The organism is Hydrogenophaga sp. LT287 (genome assembly GCF_055702805.1).
In genome coordinates this window covers 317,544-336,670 of the sequence record NZ_JBVPZC010000001.1, presented here as the reverse complement: position 1 = coordinate 336,670, position 19,127 = coordinate 317,544, and the positions used below count along the sequence as shown (strand labels likewise).

Genomic DNA, 19,127 nt, shown 5'->3' with positions numbered 1-19,127 from the left:
GAATAAATGGGATCTGAAGCGATCAGGCGGCCAGGGGCTTGATCGAACCGGGCACGATTTTGCCGCCAAAGTCGCGCATCATGGTTTGCACGAACGGATCACCCAGAATGTGGGCCTCGGCTTCACGATGGCGCCGGGCCGCTTCGGCGGCCACCCGCAGCGCAGGCGAGTCGGTCACCGTGCCGATTTCGACCGCCAGGCGCACCTCGTGCCCAATTGTTTGCAGGGCCACGGACAAGCGCTCTCGGGCGTTGGCTTGGTTGAGCGTTTCGCGCTCGACGCGCAGCACCCACTGGCCGGCATCGCGTGCCACCAGCTGCGACTGCAAGGCCAATTCGCGCACCAAGGCGCCAATGGTCTCAGCGCGCACCAGCTGCATGATGGCGTCAAACCAGAAATCGCCCTCGGCCGTCGTCACCGGTGCGGCCTGAACCGCTGTTGGCTCAGCGGCGTCCCGCACACGCGGCTGGTCCAGCCGGCCAGGCTCCCCCGCGTCGCGCACGGGGATGGCCACCACGCGGCGTGAGGTCTGCACGCTTTCTTCCCAGGGCGGCCCTTCGTCTTCTGGCACCTGGGGTGCGGCCAACGGAGGGGTAGCGCGCTGGTGCGTCGGTGTTGGTGTTGGTGTTGGTGTTGGTGTTGGTATAGGCACAGCAGCCACAACCACCGGTTCTGCCGTCTTGGGCGCCACAGTTGGCTCTGAGGGTGCAGGCGCCGCAGCGGCTGGGCGCTGGGTCTGTTCCGTGGCTGGCTGGCTAGCGGCTGGCGCTGCCGGAGGCTGCGCTGGGAAATTCAGAGTTTTTTTTTCAGCCAAGGCGCCTGAGGCAGCGGCCGAGGGCTTGAAAGCCAACAGGCGCAACAGCACCATGGTGAGCGCCGCGTATTCGTCGGGCGCCAGTCCCAGTTCACCGCGGCCGTGCAGACACAGGCTGTAGAGCAACTGGGTTTCGTCGGCGGGCAGCGTTTGCGCCAGCCGCATGATCTCGGCCGCGTCCGGGTCTTCCAGTTCAGACGCTTCGGCACGGCCCGGCACCGCCTGCAGCACCGCCATGCGCTGCAGCACGCTGGTCATTTCTTCCAGGGTGGAAGCCGCGTTCAAGCCGTTCAGGCGCAGGGTGTCGATGGTGTCCACCACGGTGGCGCCGTCGCCCCTGGCCAGCGCGTCGATCAGGCGCAACACATACGAGCGGTCCACGGCACCCAGCATCTGGCGCACCGTGGCTTCTTGCAGTTGCCCGCCGCCAAACGCAATGGCCTGGTCGGTGAGCGACAACGCGTCGCGCATGGAGCCGCGCGCTGCGCACGAAATCAGCCGCAGCGCCTGCACTTCGGAGGCCACGTTTTCGGCCTGCAGCACCTGCTGCAAGTGTTCCAGCACCGTCTCAGGCGCCATGGGCCGCAAATTGAACTGCAGACAGCGCGACAACACCGTGACCGGCACCTTCTGCGGGTCGGTCGTGGCCAGCACAAATTTCAGGTATTCCGGTGGCTCTTCCAGCGTTTTCAACATGGCGTTGAACGCCGTGTTGGTCAGCATGTGCACCTCGTCGATCATGAAAACCTTGAAGCGGCCCTGCACCGGCTTGTAAACCGCTTGCTCCAGCAGCGCCTGCACCTCGTCAACACCCCGGTTGGAGGCTGCGTCCAGCTCGGTGTAGTCCACGAATCGGCCGGTGTCGATGTCGGTGCAGGCCTGGCACACACCACAAGGTTCGGCGGTGATGCCGCCTTGGCCATCGGCGCCCAGGCAGTTGAGCGACTTCGCCAGAATGCGAGACACCGTGGTTTTGCCCACGCCGCGTGTGCCGGTGAACAGGTAAGCGTGGTGCAGGCGCTGGGTGGTCAGTGCGTTGGACAAGGCCTGAACCACATGGCCCTGCCCCACCATTTCGGTGAAATTGCGCGGGCGGTATTTGCGGGCCAGGACGACATAAGACATGGCCGCCATTCTAAGGCGCCGCCGCGTGCGCCCCGGTGAGTCGACGACCGACCGCACGCAAGCGCGCGTTCGAGGCAAAGCGCCGCCGCTTCGCCTACAATAGTTCCTGACGGGCCTTCCCGCATGGTGAAGCGGCCAACCGGGTCAGGTGGGGAACCAAGCAGCCCTAACTGTGGAGCCAGTGCCGGGGTCAAGGCTCGTCACCTTATTCTTTCTCTGAAATACCCACACCATTCTGGGTGAGCGTGCGCAGGGCTTTTTCGTCCAGCGTCTCACGCCTCAGCAGCTCACGCGCACAGCGTTCGAGTACATCCCTTTTTTCCTCCAGCAAGGCCGTTGCGCGGTCAAACCCGGTCATCACGATCTGGCGCACGGCCGCGTCGATGTGTTGCTGCGTGTCCTGGCTGGGCTGCCAACCGCTGGGCATGAGGCCAGGCACGTCCAGAAAGGGTTGGCGCTGGGCCTCGTAAGTGACGTAGCCGAGCGACTCGACCATGCCGTAGCGGGTGGCCATGTCGCGGGCAATGTCGGTGACTTTGGCGAGGTCGTCTGCAGCCCCGGTGGACAGCTGGCCAAACACCAGCTTTTCAGCCGCGCGCCCACCCAGCAGCACCATGATTTTGTGCTCCAGCTCTTGCGCGGTCATGAGAAAGCGGTCTTCGGTGGGCCGCTGGATGGTGTAGCCCAGCGCACCGACGCCGCGCGGAATGATGGACACCTTGTGCACCCTGTCGGTGCCGGGCAGGCTCATGGCCACCAGCGCATGGCCCATCTCGTGGTAGGCGACCACCTCTCGTTCGCGCGGGTTGAGCACGCGGTTTTTCTTCTCAAGCCCGGCCACGATGCGTTCCACCGCGGTGGTGAAGTCCACCAGCGCCACTTCGGGTGCGTTGCGCCGGGTGGCAGCCAGGGCGGCTTCGTTGCACAGGTTGGCCAGGTCGGCACCCGAAAAACCGGTGGTGAGTTGCGCCACCTGCTCCAGGTCCACTTGTGGGGCAAGCCGGATTTTCTTGATGTGAACTTTCAAAATTTGCACACGACCAAGCTTGTCCGGTCGGTCCACCAGCACCTGCCGGTCAAACCGACCGGCGCGCAACAGGGCCGGGTCCAGCACCTCAGGGCGGTTGGTTGCGGCCAGCAAAACCAGGCCCGAAGAACTGTCAAAACCATCCAGCTCGGCCAGCAGCTGGTTCAGCGTCTGCTCGCGCTCGTCGTGGCCGCCAATGGGCGACACGGCGCCCCGTGCACGGCCCAAGGCATCGAGTTCGTCAATGAAAATGATGGCCGGCGCCCTGGACCGCGCCTGCTCAAACAGGTCGCGCACCCGGGCCGCCCCCACGCCCACAAACATCTCTACAAATTCACTGCCTGAAATGCTGAAGAAGGGCACGCCCGCTTCGCCCGCCACGGCCTTGGCCAGCAGGGTTTTGCCCGTGCCTGGCGGGCCGACCAGCAACACGCCTTTGGGCAAACGCGCACCCAGACGCCCACGGCCCTGAGGGTCTTTCAGAAAGGCCACGATTTCCTGCAGCTCGGCCTTGGCTTCGTCCACGCCGGCCACGTCGGCAAAGGTGACGCCGGTGTCGCGTTCCACATACACCTTGGCGTGGCTCTTGCCGATGCTCATGAAACTGCCCATGCCGCCGCCGGGTTTGTCCAGCAGGCGCCGGATCAGGAAAAACCACACACCAAAAAACACCAGGGCGGGCAGCACCCAAGACAACAGGTCGCGCAGCAGGGTACTTTCAATGACGCGGGTGTAGGGCACATCAAAAGCCGCAAGGCGCGCGGCGAGGTCGGTTTCAACCCGGTTGGCCACGATCACGGTTTTGCCGCCGGGCTCGGGCGACTTGAGCTTGCCGGTGATGGTGGTGTCGCCCACCGTCACTTCGGCCACGCGCCCTTCTTTCAGCGCTTGCTCAAACTGGCTGTAGGGCACGGGCTCCACGGTGCGCGCAGCCTGCCAGGTGGACTGTATCCACACCAGTGCCAACAGTGCCAGCAACCAGTAACCCACGTTCAAAGGCGTCTTGGGGTCGGCTGGCATGGGTTGGGCTCCTGTCTCGGGGTAAAGGCAAGTGAAACGGGCGGTAAAAAACCACCGAAATCATCTTACCCAGCCCAGGGCGCCAAGAGCCCAACGGCAGCCGTCAGCGCTGGACCTTTCAAGCCTGGCGCTGAGCGGTATCAATCAGAACGCATCGATCTTCAGGTTTTGCTGCTTGACCACCTGCTTCCAGCCTTCAAAGTCTTTCAGCAAAAACGCCTCCAGTGCGGCGGGTGTACCGGTGGCAGGCTCCAGCGCATCCAGCGCCAGACGGGCCTTCACGTCGGGCCGTTCAACCACCACCGCCAGGGCCGCGTTGAGGGTCTGCACCACCGACGCGGGCGTGCCACGCGGCGCCACCAGTGCGAAGTAGTTCAACACGTTGAAGCCTGGCAGGCCGGCTTCTTCCATGCTGGGAACCTGGGGCAGCGCGCTGGAACGGCGCTGGCTGGTCACCGCCAGCGCTTTCAGGCGCCCGTCGCGGATGTAAGGTGCGAGCGCCGGAATGGTTCCGGTCAGCAGTTGGATTTCACCGGACAGAGCGTCCACGGTGGCGGGCGCGATGCCGCGGTAGGGAATGTGCGTGATGTAGGTGCCAGTGCGTGCCTTGAGCGACTCCAGCACCAGGTGGTTCACGCCGCCCACACCGGCAGACCCGTAGTTGAGCGCACCCGGGCGCTGGCGCGCCAACGCCAGCAGCTCGGGCAAAGTGTTGGCAGGCAATGCGTTGTTGGCGACCCAGACCAGGGGCCCTTGCGCGATCATGCCGACCGGTACAAACCCGGTCAGGGGGTGGTACCCCGCCGCCGGCAGGGCCGCGGCCACCGTGGTGAACGGCGCAGCAGCCAGCAGCAAGGTGTGACCATCGGGGGCGCTTTGGGCCACGGCTTGCGCACCCAGGGCGCCCGAGGCACCCACCCGGTTTTCCACCACCACCGGGGTTTTGAGCAACTCGGCGAGCTTGCCAGCCACCAGCCGCCCCATGGTGTCGGTACCGGCGCCGGGGGCAAACGGCACAACGATCTTGATGGGGCGTTCTGGAAAAGCGGCAGCGAGGCCGGGCGGCCCGGCGAGGCCGATCGCACCCAAGACCATGCACTGGAGCCATGTGCGCCGCACTGAGGGTTTGAAAAACATGCACCAACTCCTGAAAAAAAGACCGCGTGACGATATTTCAGAGCTTATGCAGTCAGGGTGACGCCCCGATGACATGCCAAACCACCTATGCAGCCACACCTTTTAGCCAGGCCGCCGCGCCCTGCCCCGCCACCACGCCGCTAGCGAGGCAGGCGGTGAGCAAATAGCCGCCGGTGGGGGCTTCCCAGTCGAGCATTTCGCCGGCACAAAACACGCCGGGCCGCGCTGCCACCATCAGCGCGGCGTCCAGCGCGGGCCATTGCACGCCGCCGGCGGTGCTGATGGCTTCGTCGATCGGCCGCGCCGCCACCACCCGAACGGGCAGCGCCTTGATCGCGGCGGCCAGCCGCGGGGCGTCGTGCAAGGTGTCTTTGTCCAGCAGCTCGTTGAGCAGCGCCATCTTGATGCCGTCCAGACCCAGCCGGCTTTTGAGGTGGGCCGACAGGCTGCGCGATCCGCGCGGGTGGGCCACCTGCGCCAACACGTATTCAGCGCGGCGGTCGGGCAACAAATCAAGCTCAAACGTGGCGCTGCCGTGTTGGGCAATGGCGTCTCGCAGCAGGCTGGACACGGCGTACACCAGGCTGCCCTCGACGCCGGTGGCGGTGGCCACAAACTCGCCCCGGCGCTCAAAAATCTGCCCGTCGCTCGCCGCAAAGCGGATCGCCACCGACTTGAACGGCTGACCTGCAAAGCGGGTGGCAAAGAAAGGACTCCAGCCCGCTGCCGTGCCGTGCACCGGAGAGCCCGCCACGTCAAAGCCGCAGTTGCTGGGCTGCAGGGGCGCCACGGGTATGCCTGCCGACTGCAGCCAGGGCACCCAGGCGCCGTCCGAGCCCAGCCGCGCCCAACTGGCACCGCCCAGCGCGAGCACGGTGGCACGCGCCTGCACGGTCAGTGGGCCTTGCGGCGTTTGAAAGCGGGCTTGCTTGGCGTCCGCGCCGTGCCAGCCCAGCCAGCGGTGCCGCATATGAAACTGCACCGGCACACCGCCGCCTTGTGGGTGGCGTAACCGATGCAACCAGGCGCGCAAGAGGGGCGCCGCTTTCATGTCGGTGGGAAACACCCGCTGTGAGCTGCCCACAAAGGTTTCAATGCCCAGGCCAGAAGCCCAGTCGCGCACCGCCTGCGGGCCAAAGGCTTCCAGCAGCGGCCGAATGGCCTCTGCGCGTGGGCCATACCGGCCAATGAAAGGCTCCAGCGGTTCGGCGTGGGTCAGGTTCATGCCGCCTTTGCCAGCCAGCAAAAATTTGCGGCCCACAGACGGCATGGCGTCAAACACATGCACCGCCAGGCCGGCACGGCTGAGCACTTCGGCGGCCATCAGACCGGCCGGGCCGCCGCCGACGATGGCGACGTCGACCGACAAGCAGGCGGGTTCTTGGGCGGCAGATTCAGGTGAAAACGGGTGTTGACGATCGGTCATGTCGCAAGCATTTCGGGCGTGATTTCCAGCAGCAGGCCCTGGGGGTTGATGAAGGCCAGGCGCACCGCCTCGCCAGGCCGGGTGTCGGCCAGTGCCTGTTGGTAGCGGCGCATTTGCGCCAGCAGCGCGGGCTGGCGTTCGGGGTGTTCGGCGGTTTTGAAGTCGAGCACCCACCAATCGCCCGGCGCCATGGGGGTGCCGCGCCGGCGCACCAGCCGGTCCAGGCGCAGCAGCTCACCTTGGTGAAACAGCTCCACTTCGTTGCCCCAGTGGTCGAGCTGGACGGCGTCCCAGGCCCAGGCGGCCGGGCCCGCCACGATGCGCTGTGCCATGGCCAACGCGTCTTGCGCCTGCGCCAGACTCAGACCAAATTCGCGAGCGGCGGCCTGCACATGGGTGAGCGTCCATTCAAAGCCTGCGACGGGTGTGGGACACCACTGCAGCAAGCGGTGCAAGGCCAGGCCGATGCGGGTGTGCTCGTCAGCAAGCTCTGAGGCTGGCGGTTCGCTGTCGGGCTCCGTCACCCCGCCCGCTGGCGGCACATAGGCCGGCAGGCTGGGCAGCGCGAACTGTGTGGCAACACCCTGTGCAGCGGGGGTAGTCGGCAGCCCATCGGCCGCTTCAGGTGCATCCAGCGGCTGGGCCAGGGGCTGCAGGCGCTGGTACCAGCTGGCGGCGCTGCCGCGCTGGTGCGGCTCGAAGCTGGAGATGACCAGCCGGTGTTCGGCCCGGGTGAGTGCCACGTACAGCGCGTTGAGCTCCTCCAGCGCGCGCGCCTGCTGCTCCACCAGCAACACGCCGGCAGCGCAGGCCGGAGGCGATTTTTCACTGGCCAGAAACACAAAACGGCGCGGTGCAGCGTCTTCGCCCGGCCAGTCCACCAGCACGCCCATGTTGTCACCCTTGGAGGAGCCGGAATCGGTGTCGAGCATGAGCACGGTGTGCGCTTCCAGGCCCTTGGCTCCGTGAATGGTGAGCAGGCGCACAGCGCCCGGCGTCTGGGTGGGCGTGGCTTTGATACCACCGGCCTTGAGCGCGCGCACCAGGCGGTAAGGCGTGAGAAAACGCCCGCCGTCTTGCGCCAGCGAGTGGGCGAGCAGGTCGCGCAACTGGGCCAGCACGGCAGCGCGCTGGCTGGCCGGCACGGTTTGCGCAAACCGTGCCAACACGTCCCCGTGGTCGTACAGCGCCGACAGCGCGTCGTGCGGCGGCAAGCGCTGCACCCAGCCGCGGTACAGCGCCAGGCGCTGGGCCGTGGCCACAAAGTCTGCGCTCTGCGCTGCCGCTACGGCGCTGCTGTGCGCAGGGCGCTGCAGCAAGGCCGCTTGCTCTTCGGCGGGCAGCGCAGCAAAGCGCTGTAACACGTCCCACCACGAGGGCTTGGCGACTGTGAACACCGTGGCCATCGCCCCGGAGACAGCATCCAGCACATCGGTCGCGTCGCCCTGGGCATCACCGCGCACGGTCCAGCGCAGGCGCAAACGCGCCAGCTGAGCCAGTGCGTCGTCGCCCCAGCCAAACAGGGGCGACTTGAGCGCACGGGCCAGGCTCAGGTCGTGCCGGGGCGACACCAGCACGTCGAGCAAGGCCACCAGGTCTTGCACCGCCGGCGCTTCGCAAAGGTCGAGTTTTTCGGGTTGTTCACTGGCAACGCCCCGCTCCAGCAGTGCGGCGTGCATCCAGCCTAGGCGCTCGCGCCGGCGCGACAGCACCATCACGTCGTCGGCCTTGACGCGGCCCGACGCGATTTCGCTGGCGACCCAGTCGGCCGCTTGGCGCGCCTCCAGGGCCGACATGGTGTCTTCCGGGAACACCCTCGGCATGGTCAGGCTGTCGCGCCACACGGGTTCGTCAGCCGCGCCGCGCCCGGGCCGTTCGCGCAGGCTTCGGGCCAGTTGGGGCAGCACCAGGACGGCGCCCGGCTCGGCGCTTTCGGTGGTGTGCTCTCGGTAGTCGCTGCTGTATTCGCCCGCTTGCACCGCCGTCAGCATGGCGGTGTTGAGGGCGCCCACCACGCCTTGCGCGCAGCGGCGGGTGTGGTCGCAACTGAGCAGCGCACCCGCCAGGCCGTCCACCACAAACGCCTGCGCGGCCTTGAACACCTGTGGCTCGGCGCGGCGAAAGCGGTAGATGGATTGCTTGGGATCACCCACCAGAAACACACAGGGCGCCTCACCCGGGCCGGCACCGGCGTAGGCCGACAGCCAGCCATACAGCGCCTGCCACTGCAGCGGGTTGGTGTCCTGAAATTCGTCGATCAACACATGGCGCACCCGGGCATCCAGCCGCTGCTGCATCCAGCCGGACAGCTCGGCATCGCCCAGCAAGCGCAAGGCCGCACCCTCCACATCGTTCATGTCGACCCAGCCGCGCTCGCGCTTGAGTGCGCCGAAAGCGGCCAGCAGCACGCGCGACAGCCGCGCCATGCGCTGGTGGTGTTGCCAGGCCTGGTGCTGGCGCCGGGCGCTGCACAGGTCTTGCAACTCGGGCTCGGCTTCTTGCGCCGCCGCGAACTTGGTGAGGTTGGCGGTAAGCCGGTCTTCCGTGGCCACAAAAAAAGCTTTGCGCAGCAGCGCCAGGCGCTGGGGCATCAGCGAGGGCTCGTCGGCCAGCGCAAACGCATCCACCACGCCTGCCGCAGCCACCTTGGGCGTCTTGTTGGTTTCGCCGCCCAGCGCCTTGGCCCAGGCCAGCCAGCGCTCACGCGCACCGGGCGCCAGCAAAGCGAGCTCGGGCGAGGCCAGACCAGCCCAGCGCGGAAACAGCGCACCAAATGCCTGCACCGACGCTTCCACCACCCCGGCGGCGTCGGCCAGCGCAAACTCAACCCGCTTTTGCAGCGCTTTCTCCAGCGCCTTCAGAGTCTGGTGGCGGCCGTGCTGGGCCACGCTGTCCATAAAGTCGTGCCGGTCGTCCGGGCTGGCGGCCAGAGCGGCATAAAACCGGGGCCACACCAAGGCCACCGCCTGTGCGTCGTCTTCCAGCAGCTCGTATTGGGGCGGCAACTGCAGTTCTTGCAGCACCGACAGGGGCGCCCCGCGCAGCAGCGCAGCAAACCAGCCGTGAAAGGTGCGCACCTGCACCGGGCGGCCGAGCGCGGTCAGGCGCGGGTGCAGGCTGCGGGCCTCTGGCGTGCGGCGCAGCGCGTCGGACTCACTGAGCCCTCGGGCGCGCAGCTCGCCGGCCAGCGCTTCGTCCGACAAACCCGCCCAGCGGCGCAGTTCGGCGTTGAGCCGGTCGCGCATCTCGCCTGACGCTTTCTTGGTGAAGGTGATGGCCAGAATGTCTTGCGGCGCACAGCCGTCGAGCAAAGCACGCAAGATGCGGGACACCAGCATCCAGGTTTTGCCCGCGCCCGCGCACGCTTCCACGGCAATGCTGCGCGCCGGGTCGCAGGCCACGGCGTAAAACGCTTCGCGCAGCACCTGGGCGCCGTTGATGCGGTAAGCGGCTGGCGTCATGGGCCGGTGCTCCAAAAATCCTTGCGGCACAGGCCGCGGGCTGCACAAAAATCACACACCCGGCCTTCGCCCAGCGCGGGCATGGCCTGGCCAGCGGCCACGCGCGCCATGTCGTGCGCCAGGCCGGCCACCAGCGCCTCACGAGCCATCAGCACGTCGGGTTGCTCCACCAGCACGGTGGCGGCGTCCTTGACGTTGTCGCCGCGTTTGTCGGTGATGCTGAGGTAGGCTGCCCGCACGTTTTCGCTGGGCAGCAACGCGGCGTAAAAGGCCAGCTGGGTGTCTTCCAAGGGCTCTTTCACACGCTCCAGGGTTTTGGGGCGGCCTTCGGTTTTGTAGTCAATCACAAACGGAATCGCGCCTTCGGGGCTGTCTTGCTGGTCAATGCGGTCGAGCTTGCCGTACAGCTTCCAGACGCCCGCGTGGGCGGTGAGCGCGGCCTCGGCCTGCTCAAACCGCGGGCCAGCGCGGCCTTCGGTGGCTTCAAAGCCGGCCAGCCAGTCCAGGTAACCGTCGCGCATCGCAGGCCACACGGCCTGGTAGGGCAAAAACCCGGCGCCGCCCTCCCCCGCGTTCAGGCCCATGGCATCGGCCATGGTCTCGCCCAGGCGGTCGAGTTCGGCGCGGTCAGCCGCGGTGCCAGGCCGCGCGTCGCCACGCGCCTCGTGAAACGCCCGCAGCACAGCGTGCAGCCAGTTGCCCATGTCGCGCTGGTCGGGCTCGGCCTCCAGTTCGGCCGCGTCCACCAGACGCAGCTGCCGCAAGGCAAAAAACCGATAGGGGCAGTCGCGCAAGTCCTGGTAGGCGCTGGCTGAAAGGGATTCGGGCAGCACATCGCCCGCCGACGGCTCTGGGGGGTGCTGAGGCTGGGAATACAGCACGCGCTCGGGTCGAGGGTCGGTTGCAGCGCAGGCTTGCGCGGCGGCACCCAGCGGCAGCAAAGCCTGCACCCATGCGCTGGGCAATAGCGCTTCGCCGCGCTCTTGCGTGCGCCACAACACATCGAGCTGCGGCAGTGTCAAGGTAGTCTGCCAGGCCTGCGCGGCCGATTGCGCCAGCACCTCGCGTGCCGGCAAGCCCAGGGCTTCGCGCTGCGCGGGGGTCCATTGCCCGGGCGGTTCCGGGCTCGGATTCAGGTGGGCCTCGTCACACCCCGGCACCACCGTGGCGGCAAATTGGCGCCCCAGCAGCTGCGCCATGGGCAAGATCACCACCGCCGCCGGGCCAGGGCTGAACGGCATGAAGCTCGCGCCCTCCAGCACGTCGCGCACCCAGGCGGTGAACGCCGACAACGACAACCGAGCGCCGGGTTTTGCGCCCGCACGGGCAGCGCGCGGGGTTTCGGCTTCTTGGCCGAGCAGCGCGTCGGCGACCGATTCCAGCTCGTGCGCCGCACCGTCACCCAAGCGCAGCGCCGCCAGCAATTGCTGCCCTGCGGGGTCTTCGGTCAGGGTGTCCCAAAGGCCCACCGCCACCAGTGCGGCGGCCAAGTCTTGCAACCAGCGCACCAGCGGGCGCGCGGGCTGCAGGCCCGACAGCACGGTGACCAACCCTGGCGGCAGCGCAGGCGCAAGACGCTGCGACGCAACCGCCGAACGCCACAGCGACACCTGGGCATCGCGCGCCAGCTGTTCCAGCGCCAGCACCTGCGCTTCGGGCCAGGCACCGGCTTGCTTGAGCATGTCCAGCACATCGTCCATGCGCGCGCGGCCATCCGCAGCGCGCAGCAGGCTCATGAGATGCGCTGCAGCGCGTGTGGTGGACAATTTCCAGCCGGTTTCGTCGCGCACAGCCAAACCTGCGCCCTGCAACATGGCGCTGACGCGCCGGGTCAGCAGCCGGTCGTTGGCCACCAGGGCCACGGGCAACCGCCCCGCATTCGCATGGCCCAGCACGCAGGCGGCTGCACGCTGGGCCTCGTCTTCTGCATCGCCACACGCATGCAAACGCGGTGTGCCAAGTTCAGCTTGCGGTGAGTCGCTGTCGTGCCACTCCAGCAACGCCGCGCGCTCGCTCCAATGGGCCGCCAGCGCGTTGGCCAGCGGGTCCTGTTGAAACCCCTGCAACACCAACAAAGTGTCTGCCACATCTCCCGGCCGAGCCAACGAACCCCACAGCACATCGGTGGCATAAGCCGAGGTGCTCACCCACGCCAGCGCGAGCGAGGCCAGCAAGCCCTCCCAATGCAGCGCCTGCACGCTGCCCTGCGCCAGTGCGTCGCGGCGAGCATCGGCCCAGGCCAGTCGCTGGTCGGGATGCACCGCGGCGGCCAGCGGCGCGAGCTGGCGGGCAGCCTCCACCAGGCGCGCCACCATGACCGAGCGCAGCGAAGCGTCCAGCCGTCCGGCCGCCACGCGGTCGATGAAGGCGGCAGCCACCAGGCTGTCGCGTGCCGTGTCCATGCTCAGGTCGGTTGGTCCCGGCAAAAACGGCTGCAGCGACGAGGCCCAATTGCGGGTGGACTCAAAACGAGGCGAAAACCCACTGGGATGTGCCCGCGCCCAGGCGCGGCGCCCGGCATCCATGAGCTGCGCGTAGGGCACCAGCACCACCGTGCGACCGGCAGCCGACTGCCTGACAGCCATGGCCTGCTCCATGCGTTGCACCAGGGTGTGCCAAGCTCGCGGTGCAGGGTGGTCAACAGGGGAGAAGGCGGGACTGGGAGGCGTCATGGGGCGGGCGTTTCTGTCACAATGGAGCGAGTCGCGCCCCTTGGGGTATGTCCAACGACCTACCCGACTGCGATGCGCGTGCCCAAACTTTAACCTCCCCGTTCAACGTTCTTAGGATGAATCATGGCCAGCGACCTGATCAAACACGTATCTGATGCAAGCTTCCAGGCCGACGTGCTCGACGCACAGGCGCCGGTGCTGGTCGACTTCTGGGCCGAGTGGTGCGGTCCCTGCAAAATGATCGCCCCGATCCTGGACGAAGTGGCCGGCTCTTACGACGGCAAACTGCAAGTCGCCAAGATGAACGTGGACGACAACCGCGAAGTGCCCGCCAAATTTGGCATCCGCGGCATCCCCACGTTGATGTTGTTTAAAGGCGGCCAGCTGGCAGCCACCAAGGTGGGCGCGCTGAGCAAAGCGCAACTGACCGCCTTCATCGACCAACAACTGGCCTAAGACGCCCCTCGCCAGCCTGCCAGGACTGCCCGGGTGCAACGCCCGGGCCCTGTTTTCAGGCGGTATTTTTTCCTGTCATAATTTGCCATACCATTGGCCTGACAGAGACCAATTCTCAAATTTCGCGCACCGTCCGCCATCCGGACGCCGGCGCACCCTCCCCCCGCTTTTTTGACGCAACGCCTCCACTGGCGTTGTTTGGAGTGAATTCCATGCACCTCAACGAACTCAAGGCACTGCACGTGTCTGAAGTCCTCAAGCAGGCAGAAGCCCTTGAGATTGAAAACACCGGCCGCATGCGCAAACAGGAACTCATGTTTGCCATCATCAAAAAGCGCGCCAAGGGTGGTGAACTGGTCAACGCCGACGGCGTGCTCGAAGTGCTGCCCGACGGCTTCGGCTTTCTGCGCAACATGGACACGAGCTTCACCGCGTCCACCGACGACATCTACATTTCGCCCAGCCAGATCCGCCGCTTCAACCTGCACACCGGCGACATGATCGAAGGTGAAGTGCGCATTCCCAAGGACGGCGAGCGCTACTTCGCGCTCAACAAGCTTGACAAGATCAACGGCTTGCCCCCGGAGGACAACAAGCACAAGATCATGTTTGAAAACCTGACGCCACTGTTCCCCAAAGAACAGATGCGTCTGGAACGCGACATCAAGTCGGAAGAGAACATCACCGGACGCGTCATTGACATCATTGCGCCCATTGGCCGTGGTCAGCGCGCCCTGATCGTGGCACCGCCCAAGAGCGGCAAGACGGTCATGATGCAGCACATCTGCCACGCCATCACCGCCAACCACCCCGAAGTGGAATTGCTGGTGCTGCTGGTGGACGAGCGTCCCGAAGAAGTGACCGAAATGCAGCGCACGGTGCGTGGTGACGTGATCGCTTCCACTTTTGACGAGCCCGCAGCGCGCCACGTGCACGTGGCCGAAATGGTGATCGAACGCGCCAAGCGTCTGGTCGAGCTGAAAAAAGACGTGGTGATCCTGCTGGACTCGATCACCCGCCTGGCCCGCGCCTACAACAACGTGCTACCCTCTTCCGGCAAAGTGCTGAGCGGCGGCGTCGATTCCAACGCCCTGCAGCGCCCCAAGCGCTTCTTTGGCGCGGCACGCAAAATTGAAGAAGGTGGCTCGCTCACCATCATCGCCACCGCACTCGTGGACACCGGCAGCCGCATGGACGAGGTAATTTTTGAAGAATTCAAAGGCACCGGCAATTGCGAAATCCACCTTGACCGTCGCCTGTACGAAAAGCGCGTCTTCCCGTCGATCCAGCTCAACCGCAGCGGCACCCGCCGCGAAGAGTTGCTGCTGCAGCCCGAGATCCTTCAGAAGACCCGCATCCTGCGCCAGTTCATGTACAACATGGACGAAATTGAGGCCATGGAGATGGTGCTCAAGAGCATGAAGTCGACCAAGAACAACTCCGAGTTCTTCGACATGATGCGAAGAGGCGGTTGATCAAGCCCAGCCCCCTAAAGGGCACCACCAGCGGCCCGGCAAGCCGGTTCCGCGATGATCCCGGTTGAAGGCATTTCGCACCGAGGCTCAAGCTTGATTCCCGGGCTATAATATAAAGCTTTACAACTCGCGGCAAGTACAACGAAGTGGTTTCGTTGCGGCTGTCGCACCTGCCCTAAGGAAACGTCATGAAAGACGGCATTCACCCCAACTACCGCGAAGTCTGCTTCGTTGACCTGTCCAACGGCTTCAAATTCGTGACGCGCTCTTGCGCCAACACGAAAGAGACCGTGAAGATGGAAGACGGCCGCGAATTGCCGCTGTTCAAGCTGGACACCTCCAGCGAATCGCACCCCTTCTATACCGGCACCCAGAAAAGCGTGGACAACATGGGCGGCCGCGTCGAGCGTTTCCGCAACCGTTACGGCAAGGGCACCGCTGCCGCTGCTGCGCCGGCACCTGCTGCCGAGTAAGCCGGTCAACGTCCGAACCCCACCCGGTTTCGGTACGCTCCCGCAAAAAAACAGCCGGTTCGCCGGCTGTTTTTTTTCGCCCTTTCCGTCTTGAACAGCCAGCACGCCTGCAGCGAGCCCGGCCCCTGCGCCGAAGGCCATGCCACGTGAAACGCCCTGTATATTCTGCGCAGTGAACACCAGCACCCCTGCCATCGTCAGCCAGTCGGCTGTGCGCCGCCTGCCGCGGCTTGCGCTCATTCTTTTTTGTGTCGCTTATGTGCTGCCGGGCTTTCTCGGGCGTGAGCCCTGGAAAAACGCCGACGTCACCGCCTTTGGTGTCATGCTGGAAATGGCGGCCGGCCACTCCAGCTGGTGGCAGCCGCAGGTGCTGGGTGTCGCTGCTGAAGAAGCTGGCCCACTGCCTTACTGGCTGGGTGCGCTGTTCATCAAGCTGCTGCCGTTCTTGTCTGCCGACATAGCGGCGAGGCTGCCCTTTGGCATGTTGCTGGCGCTCACCCTGGTTTGCACCTGGTACGCCGTGTACCAGCTGGCGCGCCAACCTGCTGCACAGCCCGTGAGCTTTGCCTTTGGCGGCGAGGCGCAACCCACCGATTACGCCCGCGCCATGGCAGACGCGGGCTTGCTGGCCCTGGTGGCCTGCCTGGGTTTGGCGCAGTTGTCGCACGAAACCACACCCGACCTGGCACGACTCGCCATGGTTTCGGCCATGCTCTATGCCGCGGCCACGCTGGCGCAAACCGACCTGCGCGCCACCGCACGCACGCTGGCGGTGTGGGCGCTGTCGGCCCTGGCACTGGTGCTCAGCGGAGCGCCCTGGATCACCGCCGGGCTCGGTGCTGGCCTTTTGCTCGGTGTGTTTCTGGCTCGGCGATCCCAGAGGGCCGCAAACGACAGCGCCGCCTATGACCCGCAAGGCGACGCAACCCCGGTGTGGAGAAGCCCCGTTTTGTGGGCTGCAGTGCTGCTGGCGCTGGTGCTGCTCGGTTCGGCCCTGGCCGGACTGGTGCCTGCGGCCGAACTGCAAACCTCACTGCGCTCCGTGAACTGGAGCAGCTGGGGCCGGCTGTTGTTGTGGTTCACCTGGCCGGCCTGGCCTCTGGTGTTGTGGACCCTTTGGCGGTGGCGCCAGCAACTGCTTCAACCCCATGTCGCCCTGCCCTTGTGGGCTGCAGCGGTCAGCGTGGTTGACAGCCTGCTATCGCCTGAACGGGACCGCGCCCTGCTGCTGGCACTGCCAGCGCTGGCCGCGCTGGCAGCCTTCGCGCTGCCCACGCTGCGGCGCAGCGTATCGGCGTTGATCGACTGGTTCACCCTGCTCTTCTTCACCGGCTGCGGGCTGGTGATCTGGGTGATCTGGTTTGCCATGATGACCGGGGTGCCCGCCAAGCCAGCCGCCAACGTGGCCAAACTGGCGCCCGGCTACGTGCCCGAGTTTTCGCTGTTTTTGTTTGTGGTGGCGGCGCTGGCTACAGGTGCCTGGATCTGGCTGGTGGCCTGGCGCGTGGGCAAGCACCGTGAAGCGATCTGGAAAAGCCTGGTGTTGCCCGCTGCGGGCAGCACCTTGTGCTGGCTGTTGCTCATGACACTGTGGCTCCCGCTCTTGGACTTTGGGCGCAGTTACGGCCCCATCGCGCGCCGCATTGCGAGCATGGTGCCACCGCAAACCTGCGTGGTGGCCGATGGCTTGTCGCAAGCCCAAATTGCCGGGCTTCAATACCACGGAGGGCTGGCGCTTCAACGCAGCACCACCGGCCCAGCGCCCGCTTGCCGCACCCTGGTGGCAACGCCTGGCAGCCAGCGCACGCTGGACCAACGCGTCGACCTCACGCAATGGGCTTTCAAGGCCACCGTCCGCCGCTTGGGCGATAACAAAGAAAGCTTGCTGGTGTACCAGCGCGTCGGAGACTAAAAGCCACCGCAGGGCATCGGATCAGCCCGTCACGCGAGCGCGCACCCGGTTCGGCGGCAGCGCCATCACAAACGTGGCGCCTTCGCCCAGCACGCTGTGCACATCCACCTGCCCACCATGGCGCTGCGCCACGTGTTTCACAATCGCCAGCCCCAGGCCAGTGCCTCCGGTTTCACGTGAACGGCTGCGGTCCACGCGGTAAAAACGCTCGGTCAACCGGGGCAGATGCTCTGCCGAAATGCCCGGGCCGGTGTCACTGACAAAAAACTCGCCATAGCCGTCATCACGCAAGCGCCAACCGGCCTCGACACGCCCACCGCCCGGCGTGTAACGCACGGCGTTGCTCAGCAGATTGGACATCGCGCTGAGCAGTTCGGTCTTGGCACCCGAGACCCAGAACGGCGGCGCATCGGTCGCCCGAATGTCGTGCGCGGGCTTGGCGATGGCCTGCGAAAGCCCGCGGGCTTCCTGGATGACGTGGTCCAGCAACTCGTCGCTGGCGATCCACTCCCCCGGCCCGGGCGCCGGACTGCCTTCAAGCCTTGAGAGCGTGAGCAAGTCGCTCACCAGCGTCTGCATGCGCTGGGCTTGCTGGCTCATCAAGCCCAGGTAACGTTCTCGGTCAGATTCTTCCAGTGGAATGGTCTGCATGGTTTCCACGAAACCGCTCAGCACGGTCAGCGGGGTTCGAATTTCGTGTGAAACGTTGGCCACGAAGTCGCGGCGCATGGCTTCAGCCAATTGCACGGCCGTGACGTCGCGCGTCAGCATCAGCTTGCGTTTTTTCCCGTATGGGTGAATCTGCAGCGAAATTTTTGAAGGCTGCGATGGCCGGGCGCCGGGCCCATCAATCTGGATCTCGGCCAAAAAATCGCCCCCAGCCAAATACGACACAAAGGCTGGAGCCCGCACCAGGTTGCGAACGTACTGCCCCAGATCGCGCTGCGGATCAAACCCCAGGTGACCGGCTGCGGTCAGGTTGGACCATTCGATGCGACCCGCCGAATCGAGCAGCACCACGCCATTGGGTGATGCCTGGATCGCGGCCAGAAAGTCTTCCAGTCGGGCGTCGCTGTTTTGGGCTTTTTTCTCCAGCTTCTTGATGAGCTTGCGAATGCGTTCCACCACCTCACCCCAGGTGCCTGAAACTTGGGGCGAACGTGAGGCATCGGCCTTGTTGAGCCACAGCAGCACATTGCGAGCCCGCAGGCCATCAAAGATGCTCCAGACCAGAGCGCCCATCAAGGCGCCGGCAAACGTCCAGGCCGCCGCGTCCTGCGCCCAACCCCACACCGCCCCCACCGCCACGAGGAACAGCAATTCAATCGCACGACGGGTCATGCGGCAGGCGTGCTGGCGTCCTGCCCTGCCCGACCGGCGGTGTTCAGGGCGGTGATGCGGTAGCCCGCACCGCGCACCGTCTCCACCATGGCGGCGGCTTCACCCAGCGATTCCCTCAAGCGTTTGACATGCACATCCACGGTTCTCTCCTCGATAAAGACATGGTCTCCCCAGATCTTGTCGAGCAGCGTACCACGGGTATGTACCCGTTCAGCATGCTTCATGAGGTAGTGCAAGAGCTTGAATTCGGTCGGGCCGACCTTCAGTTCCTGCCCTCGAAAGCCCACCCGGTAGGTCGCGGCGTCCAGCGTCAGTTCGCCCACCTGCACCGAGTCGTTGACGATCTCGGGCGCACGCCGGCGCAGCACGGCACGGATGCGTGCCAGCAGTTCCTGGGTGGAAAACGGTTTGGTGATGTAGTCGTCGGCACCCGCATCAAGACCCTGCACCTTGTCTGACTCGTCGCTGCGCGCGGTCAGCATGAGGATGGGCACGGTCTTCGTGCGCTCGTGCTTGCGCCACTGCCGCGCCAGCGACGCGCCGCTTTCGCCGGGCAGCATCCAGTCGAGCAAGATCACGTCGGGCAACACGGCATCCACTTCGCGCTGGGCTGCGGCACCGTCAAACACCACCGTGGGTGCAAACCCGTTGTGGCGCAGGTTCACGGCGATCAACTCGGCAATGGCCGGCTCGTCCTCGACCACCAAAACGCGGGGAAGCTTTCTCATGACAGCGCCCCTGCGCCTTGTCGTGCGGGTGATGCGGCACCCGCCAAATGGCTGTGTTGC

12 protein-coding genes and 1 other RNA gene are annotated in these 19,127 nt (G+C 65.7%); 5 read left to right on the top strand and 8 right to left on the bottom strand.

Annotation, left to right across the window (positions count from 1 at the left end; translation table 11 throughout):
* Positions 1-22: 22 nt before the first annotated feature.
* Complete coding sequence (gene dnaX / locus AC0GNR_RS01565; protein ID WP_472899247.1) at positions 23-1,939, bottom strand: DNA polymerase III subunit gamma/tau; 1,917 nt, start codon at positions 1,937-1,939, stop codon at positions 23-25.
* Between the two features lie 108 nt (positions 1,940-2,047).
* On the opposite strand from dnaX, the gene ffs reads away from it, so the two are divergent.
* Positions 2,048-2,144, top strand: an RNA gene (gene ffs, locus AC0GNR_RS01560) — signal recognition particle sRNA small type.
* On the opposite strand, the gene ftsH is transcribed toward ffs, so the two are convergent.
* The 5 genes from ftsH to AC0GNR_RS01535 form a co-directional block, all read right to left on the bottom strand.
* The gene (ftsH, locus tag AC0GNR_RS01555; RefSeq protein ID WP_472899246.1) at positions 2,145-3,986 is read right to left on the bottom strand and encodes an ATP-dependent zinc metalloprotease FtsH; all 1,842 of its coding nucleotides are present in this window, start codon (positions 3,984-3,986) and stop codon (positions 2,145-2,147) included.
* A gap of 144 nt (positions 3,987-4,130) precedes the next feature.
* Entirely contained in the window at positions 4,131-5,123 is a 993-nt protein-coding gene (locus AC0GNR_RS01550) for a Bug family tripartite tricarboxylate transporter substrate binding protein (RefSeq protein ID WP_472899245.1), read from the bottom strand.
* A gap of 85 nt (positions 5,124-5,208) precedes the next feature.
* Positions 5,209-6,549 (bottom strand): TIGR03862 family flavoprotein, encoded by a 1,341-nt coding sequence (locus AC0GNR_RS01545; protein ID WP_472899244.1) that lies wholly within the window; start codon positions 6,547-6,549, stop codon positions 5,209-5,211.
* The gene (locus AC0GNR_RS01540; protein ID WP_472899243.1) at positions 6,546-10,010 is read right to left on the bottom strand and encodes a UvrD-helicase domain-containing protein; all 3,465 of its coding nucleotides are present in this window, start codon (positions 10,008-10,010) and stop codon (positions 6,546-6,548) included. Before AC0GNR_RS01540 ends, AC0GNR_RS01545 begins: the two co-directional genes overlap by 4 nt.
* The gene (locus AC0GNR_RS01535; RefSeq protein ID WP_472899242.1) at positions 10,007-12,682 is read right to left on the bottom strand and encodes a PD-(D/E)XK nuclease family protein; all 2,676 of its coding nucleotides are present in this window, start codon (positions 12,680-12,682) and stop codon (positions 10,007-10,009) included. Before AC0GNR_RS01535 ends, AC0GNR_RS01540 begins: the two co-directional genes overlap by 4 nt.
* Positions 12,683-12,805: 123 nt before the next feature.
* Here AC0GNR_RS01535 and trxA point away from each other — a divergent pair, with 123 nt between their 5' ends.
* The 4 genes from trxA (at position 12,806) to AC0GNR_RS01515 (ending at position 16,998) form a co-directional block, all read left to right on the top strand.
* On the top strand, positions 12,806-13,138 hold the full coding sequence (gene trxA / locus AC0GNR_RS01530; RefSeq protein WP_472899241.1) for a thioredoxin TrxA: 333 nt from the start codon (positions 12,806-12,808) through the stop codon (positions 13,136-13,138).
* A gap of 212 nt (positions 13,139-13,350) precedes the next feature.
* Positions 13,351-14,613, top strand: a complete 1,263-nt coding sequence (gene rho / locus AC0GNR_RS01525) for a transcription termination factor Rho (protein WP_304834567.1) — start codon at positions 13,351-13,353, stop codon at positions 14,611-14,613.
* 188 nt (positions 14,614-14,801) lie between these two features.
* The gene (locus tag AC0GNR_RS01520; protein WP_304834566.1) at positions 14,802-15,086 is read left to right on the top strand and encodes a type B 50S ribosomal protein L31; all 285 of its coding nucleotides are present in this window, start codon (positions 14,802-14,804) and stop codon (positions 15,084-15,086) included.
* Between the two features lie 172 nt (positions 15,087-15,258).
* Complete coding sequence (locus AC0GNR_RS01515; protein ID WP_472899240.1) at positions 15,259-16,998, top strand: hypothetical protein; 1,740 nt, start codon at positions 15,259-15,261, stop codon at positions 16,996-16,998.
* A gap of 21 nt (positions 16,999-17,019) precedes the next feature.
* Here AC0GNR_RS01515 and phoR read toward each other — a convergent pair whose 3' ends face one another.
* Together phoR and phoB are read right to left on the bottom strand one after the other, a co-directional pair.
* Entirely contained in the window at positions 17,020-18,339 is a 1,320-nt protein-coding gene (gene phoR, locus AC0GNR_RS01510; protein ID WP_472899239.1) for a phosphate regulon sensor histidine kinase PhoR, read from the bottom strand.
* Positions 18,336-19,067 (bottom strand): phosphate regulon transcriptional regulator PhoB, encoded by a 732-nt coding sequence (gene phoB, locus AC0GNR_RS01505; RefSeq protein WP_472899238.1) that lies wholly within the window; start codon positions 19,065-19,067, stop codon positions 18,336-18,338. Before phoB ends, phoR begins: the two co-directional genes overlap by 4 nt.
* Positions 19,068-19,127: the final 60 nt, after the last annotated feature.

What these genes read in the sequence shown, in the direction of transcription:
- dnaX (WP_472899247.1), bottom strand. Translation starts at nt 1,939, where the DNA reads ATGTCTTATGTCGTCCTGGCCCGCAAATACCGCCCGCGCAATTTCACC.
- ftsH (WP_472899246.1), bottom strand. Translation starts at nt 3,986, where the DNA reads ATGCCAGCCGACCCCAAGACGCCTTTGAACGTGGGTTACTGGTTGCTG.
- AC0GNR_RS01550 (WP_472899245.1), bottom strand. Translation starts at nt 5,123, where the DNA reads ATGTTTTTCAAACCCTCAGTGCGGCGCACATGGCTCCAGTGCATGGTC.
- AC0GNR_RS01545 (WP_472899244.1), bottom strand. Translation starts at nt 6,549, where the DNA reads ATGACCGATCGTCAACACCCGTTTTCACCTGAATCTGCCGCCCAAGAA.
- AC0GNR_RS01540 (WP_472899243.1), bottom strand. Translation starts at nt 10,010, where the DNA reads ATGACGCCAGCCGCTTACCGCATCAACGGCGCCCAGGTGCTGCGCGAA.
- AC0GNR_RS01535 (WP_472899242.1), bottom strand. Translation starts at nt 12,682, where the DNA reads ATGACGCCTCCCAGTCCCGCCTTCTCCCCTGTTGACCACCCTGCACCG.
- trxA (WP_472899241.1), top strand. Translation starts at nt 12,806, where the DNA reads ATGGCCAGCGACCTGATCAAACACGTATCTGATGCAAGCTTCCAGGCC.
- rho (WP_304834567.1), top strand. Translation starts at nt 13,351, where the DNA reads ATGCACCTCAACGAACTCAAGGCACTGCACGTGTCTGAAGTCCTCAAG.
- AC0GNR_RS01520 (WP_304834566.1), top strand. Translation starts at nt 14,802, where the DNA reads ATGAAAGACGGCATTCACCCCAACTACCGCGAAGTCTGCTTCGTTGAC.
- phoR (WP_472899239.1), bottom strand. Translation starts at nt 18,339, where the DNA reads ATGACCCGTCGTGCGATTGAATTGCTGTTCCTCGTGGCGGTGGGGGCG.
- phoB (WP_472899238.1), bottom strand. Translation starts at nt 19,067, where the DNA reads ATGAGAAAGCTTCCCCGCGTTTTGGTGGTCGAGGACGAGCCGGCCATT.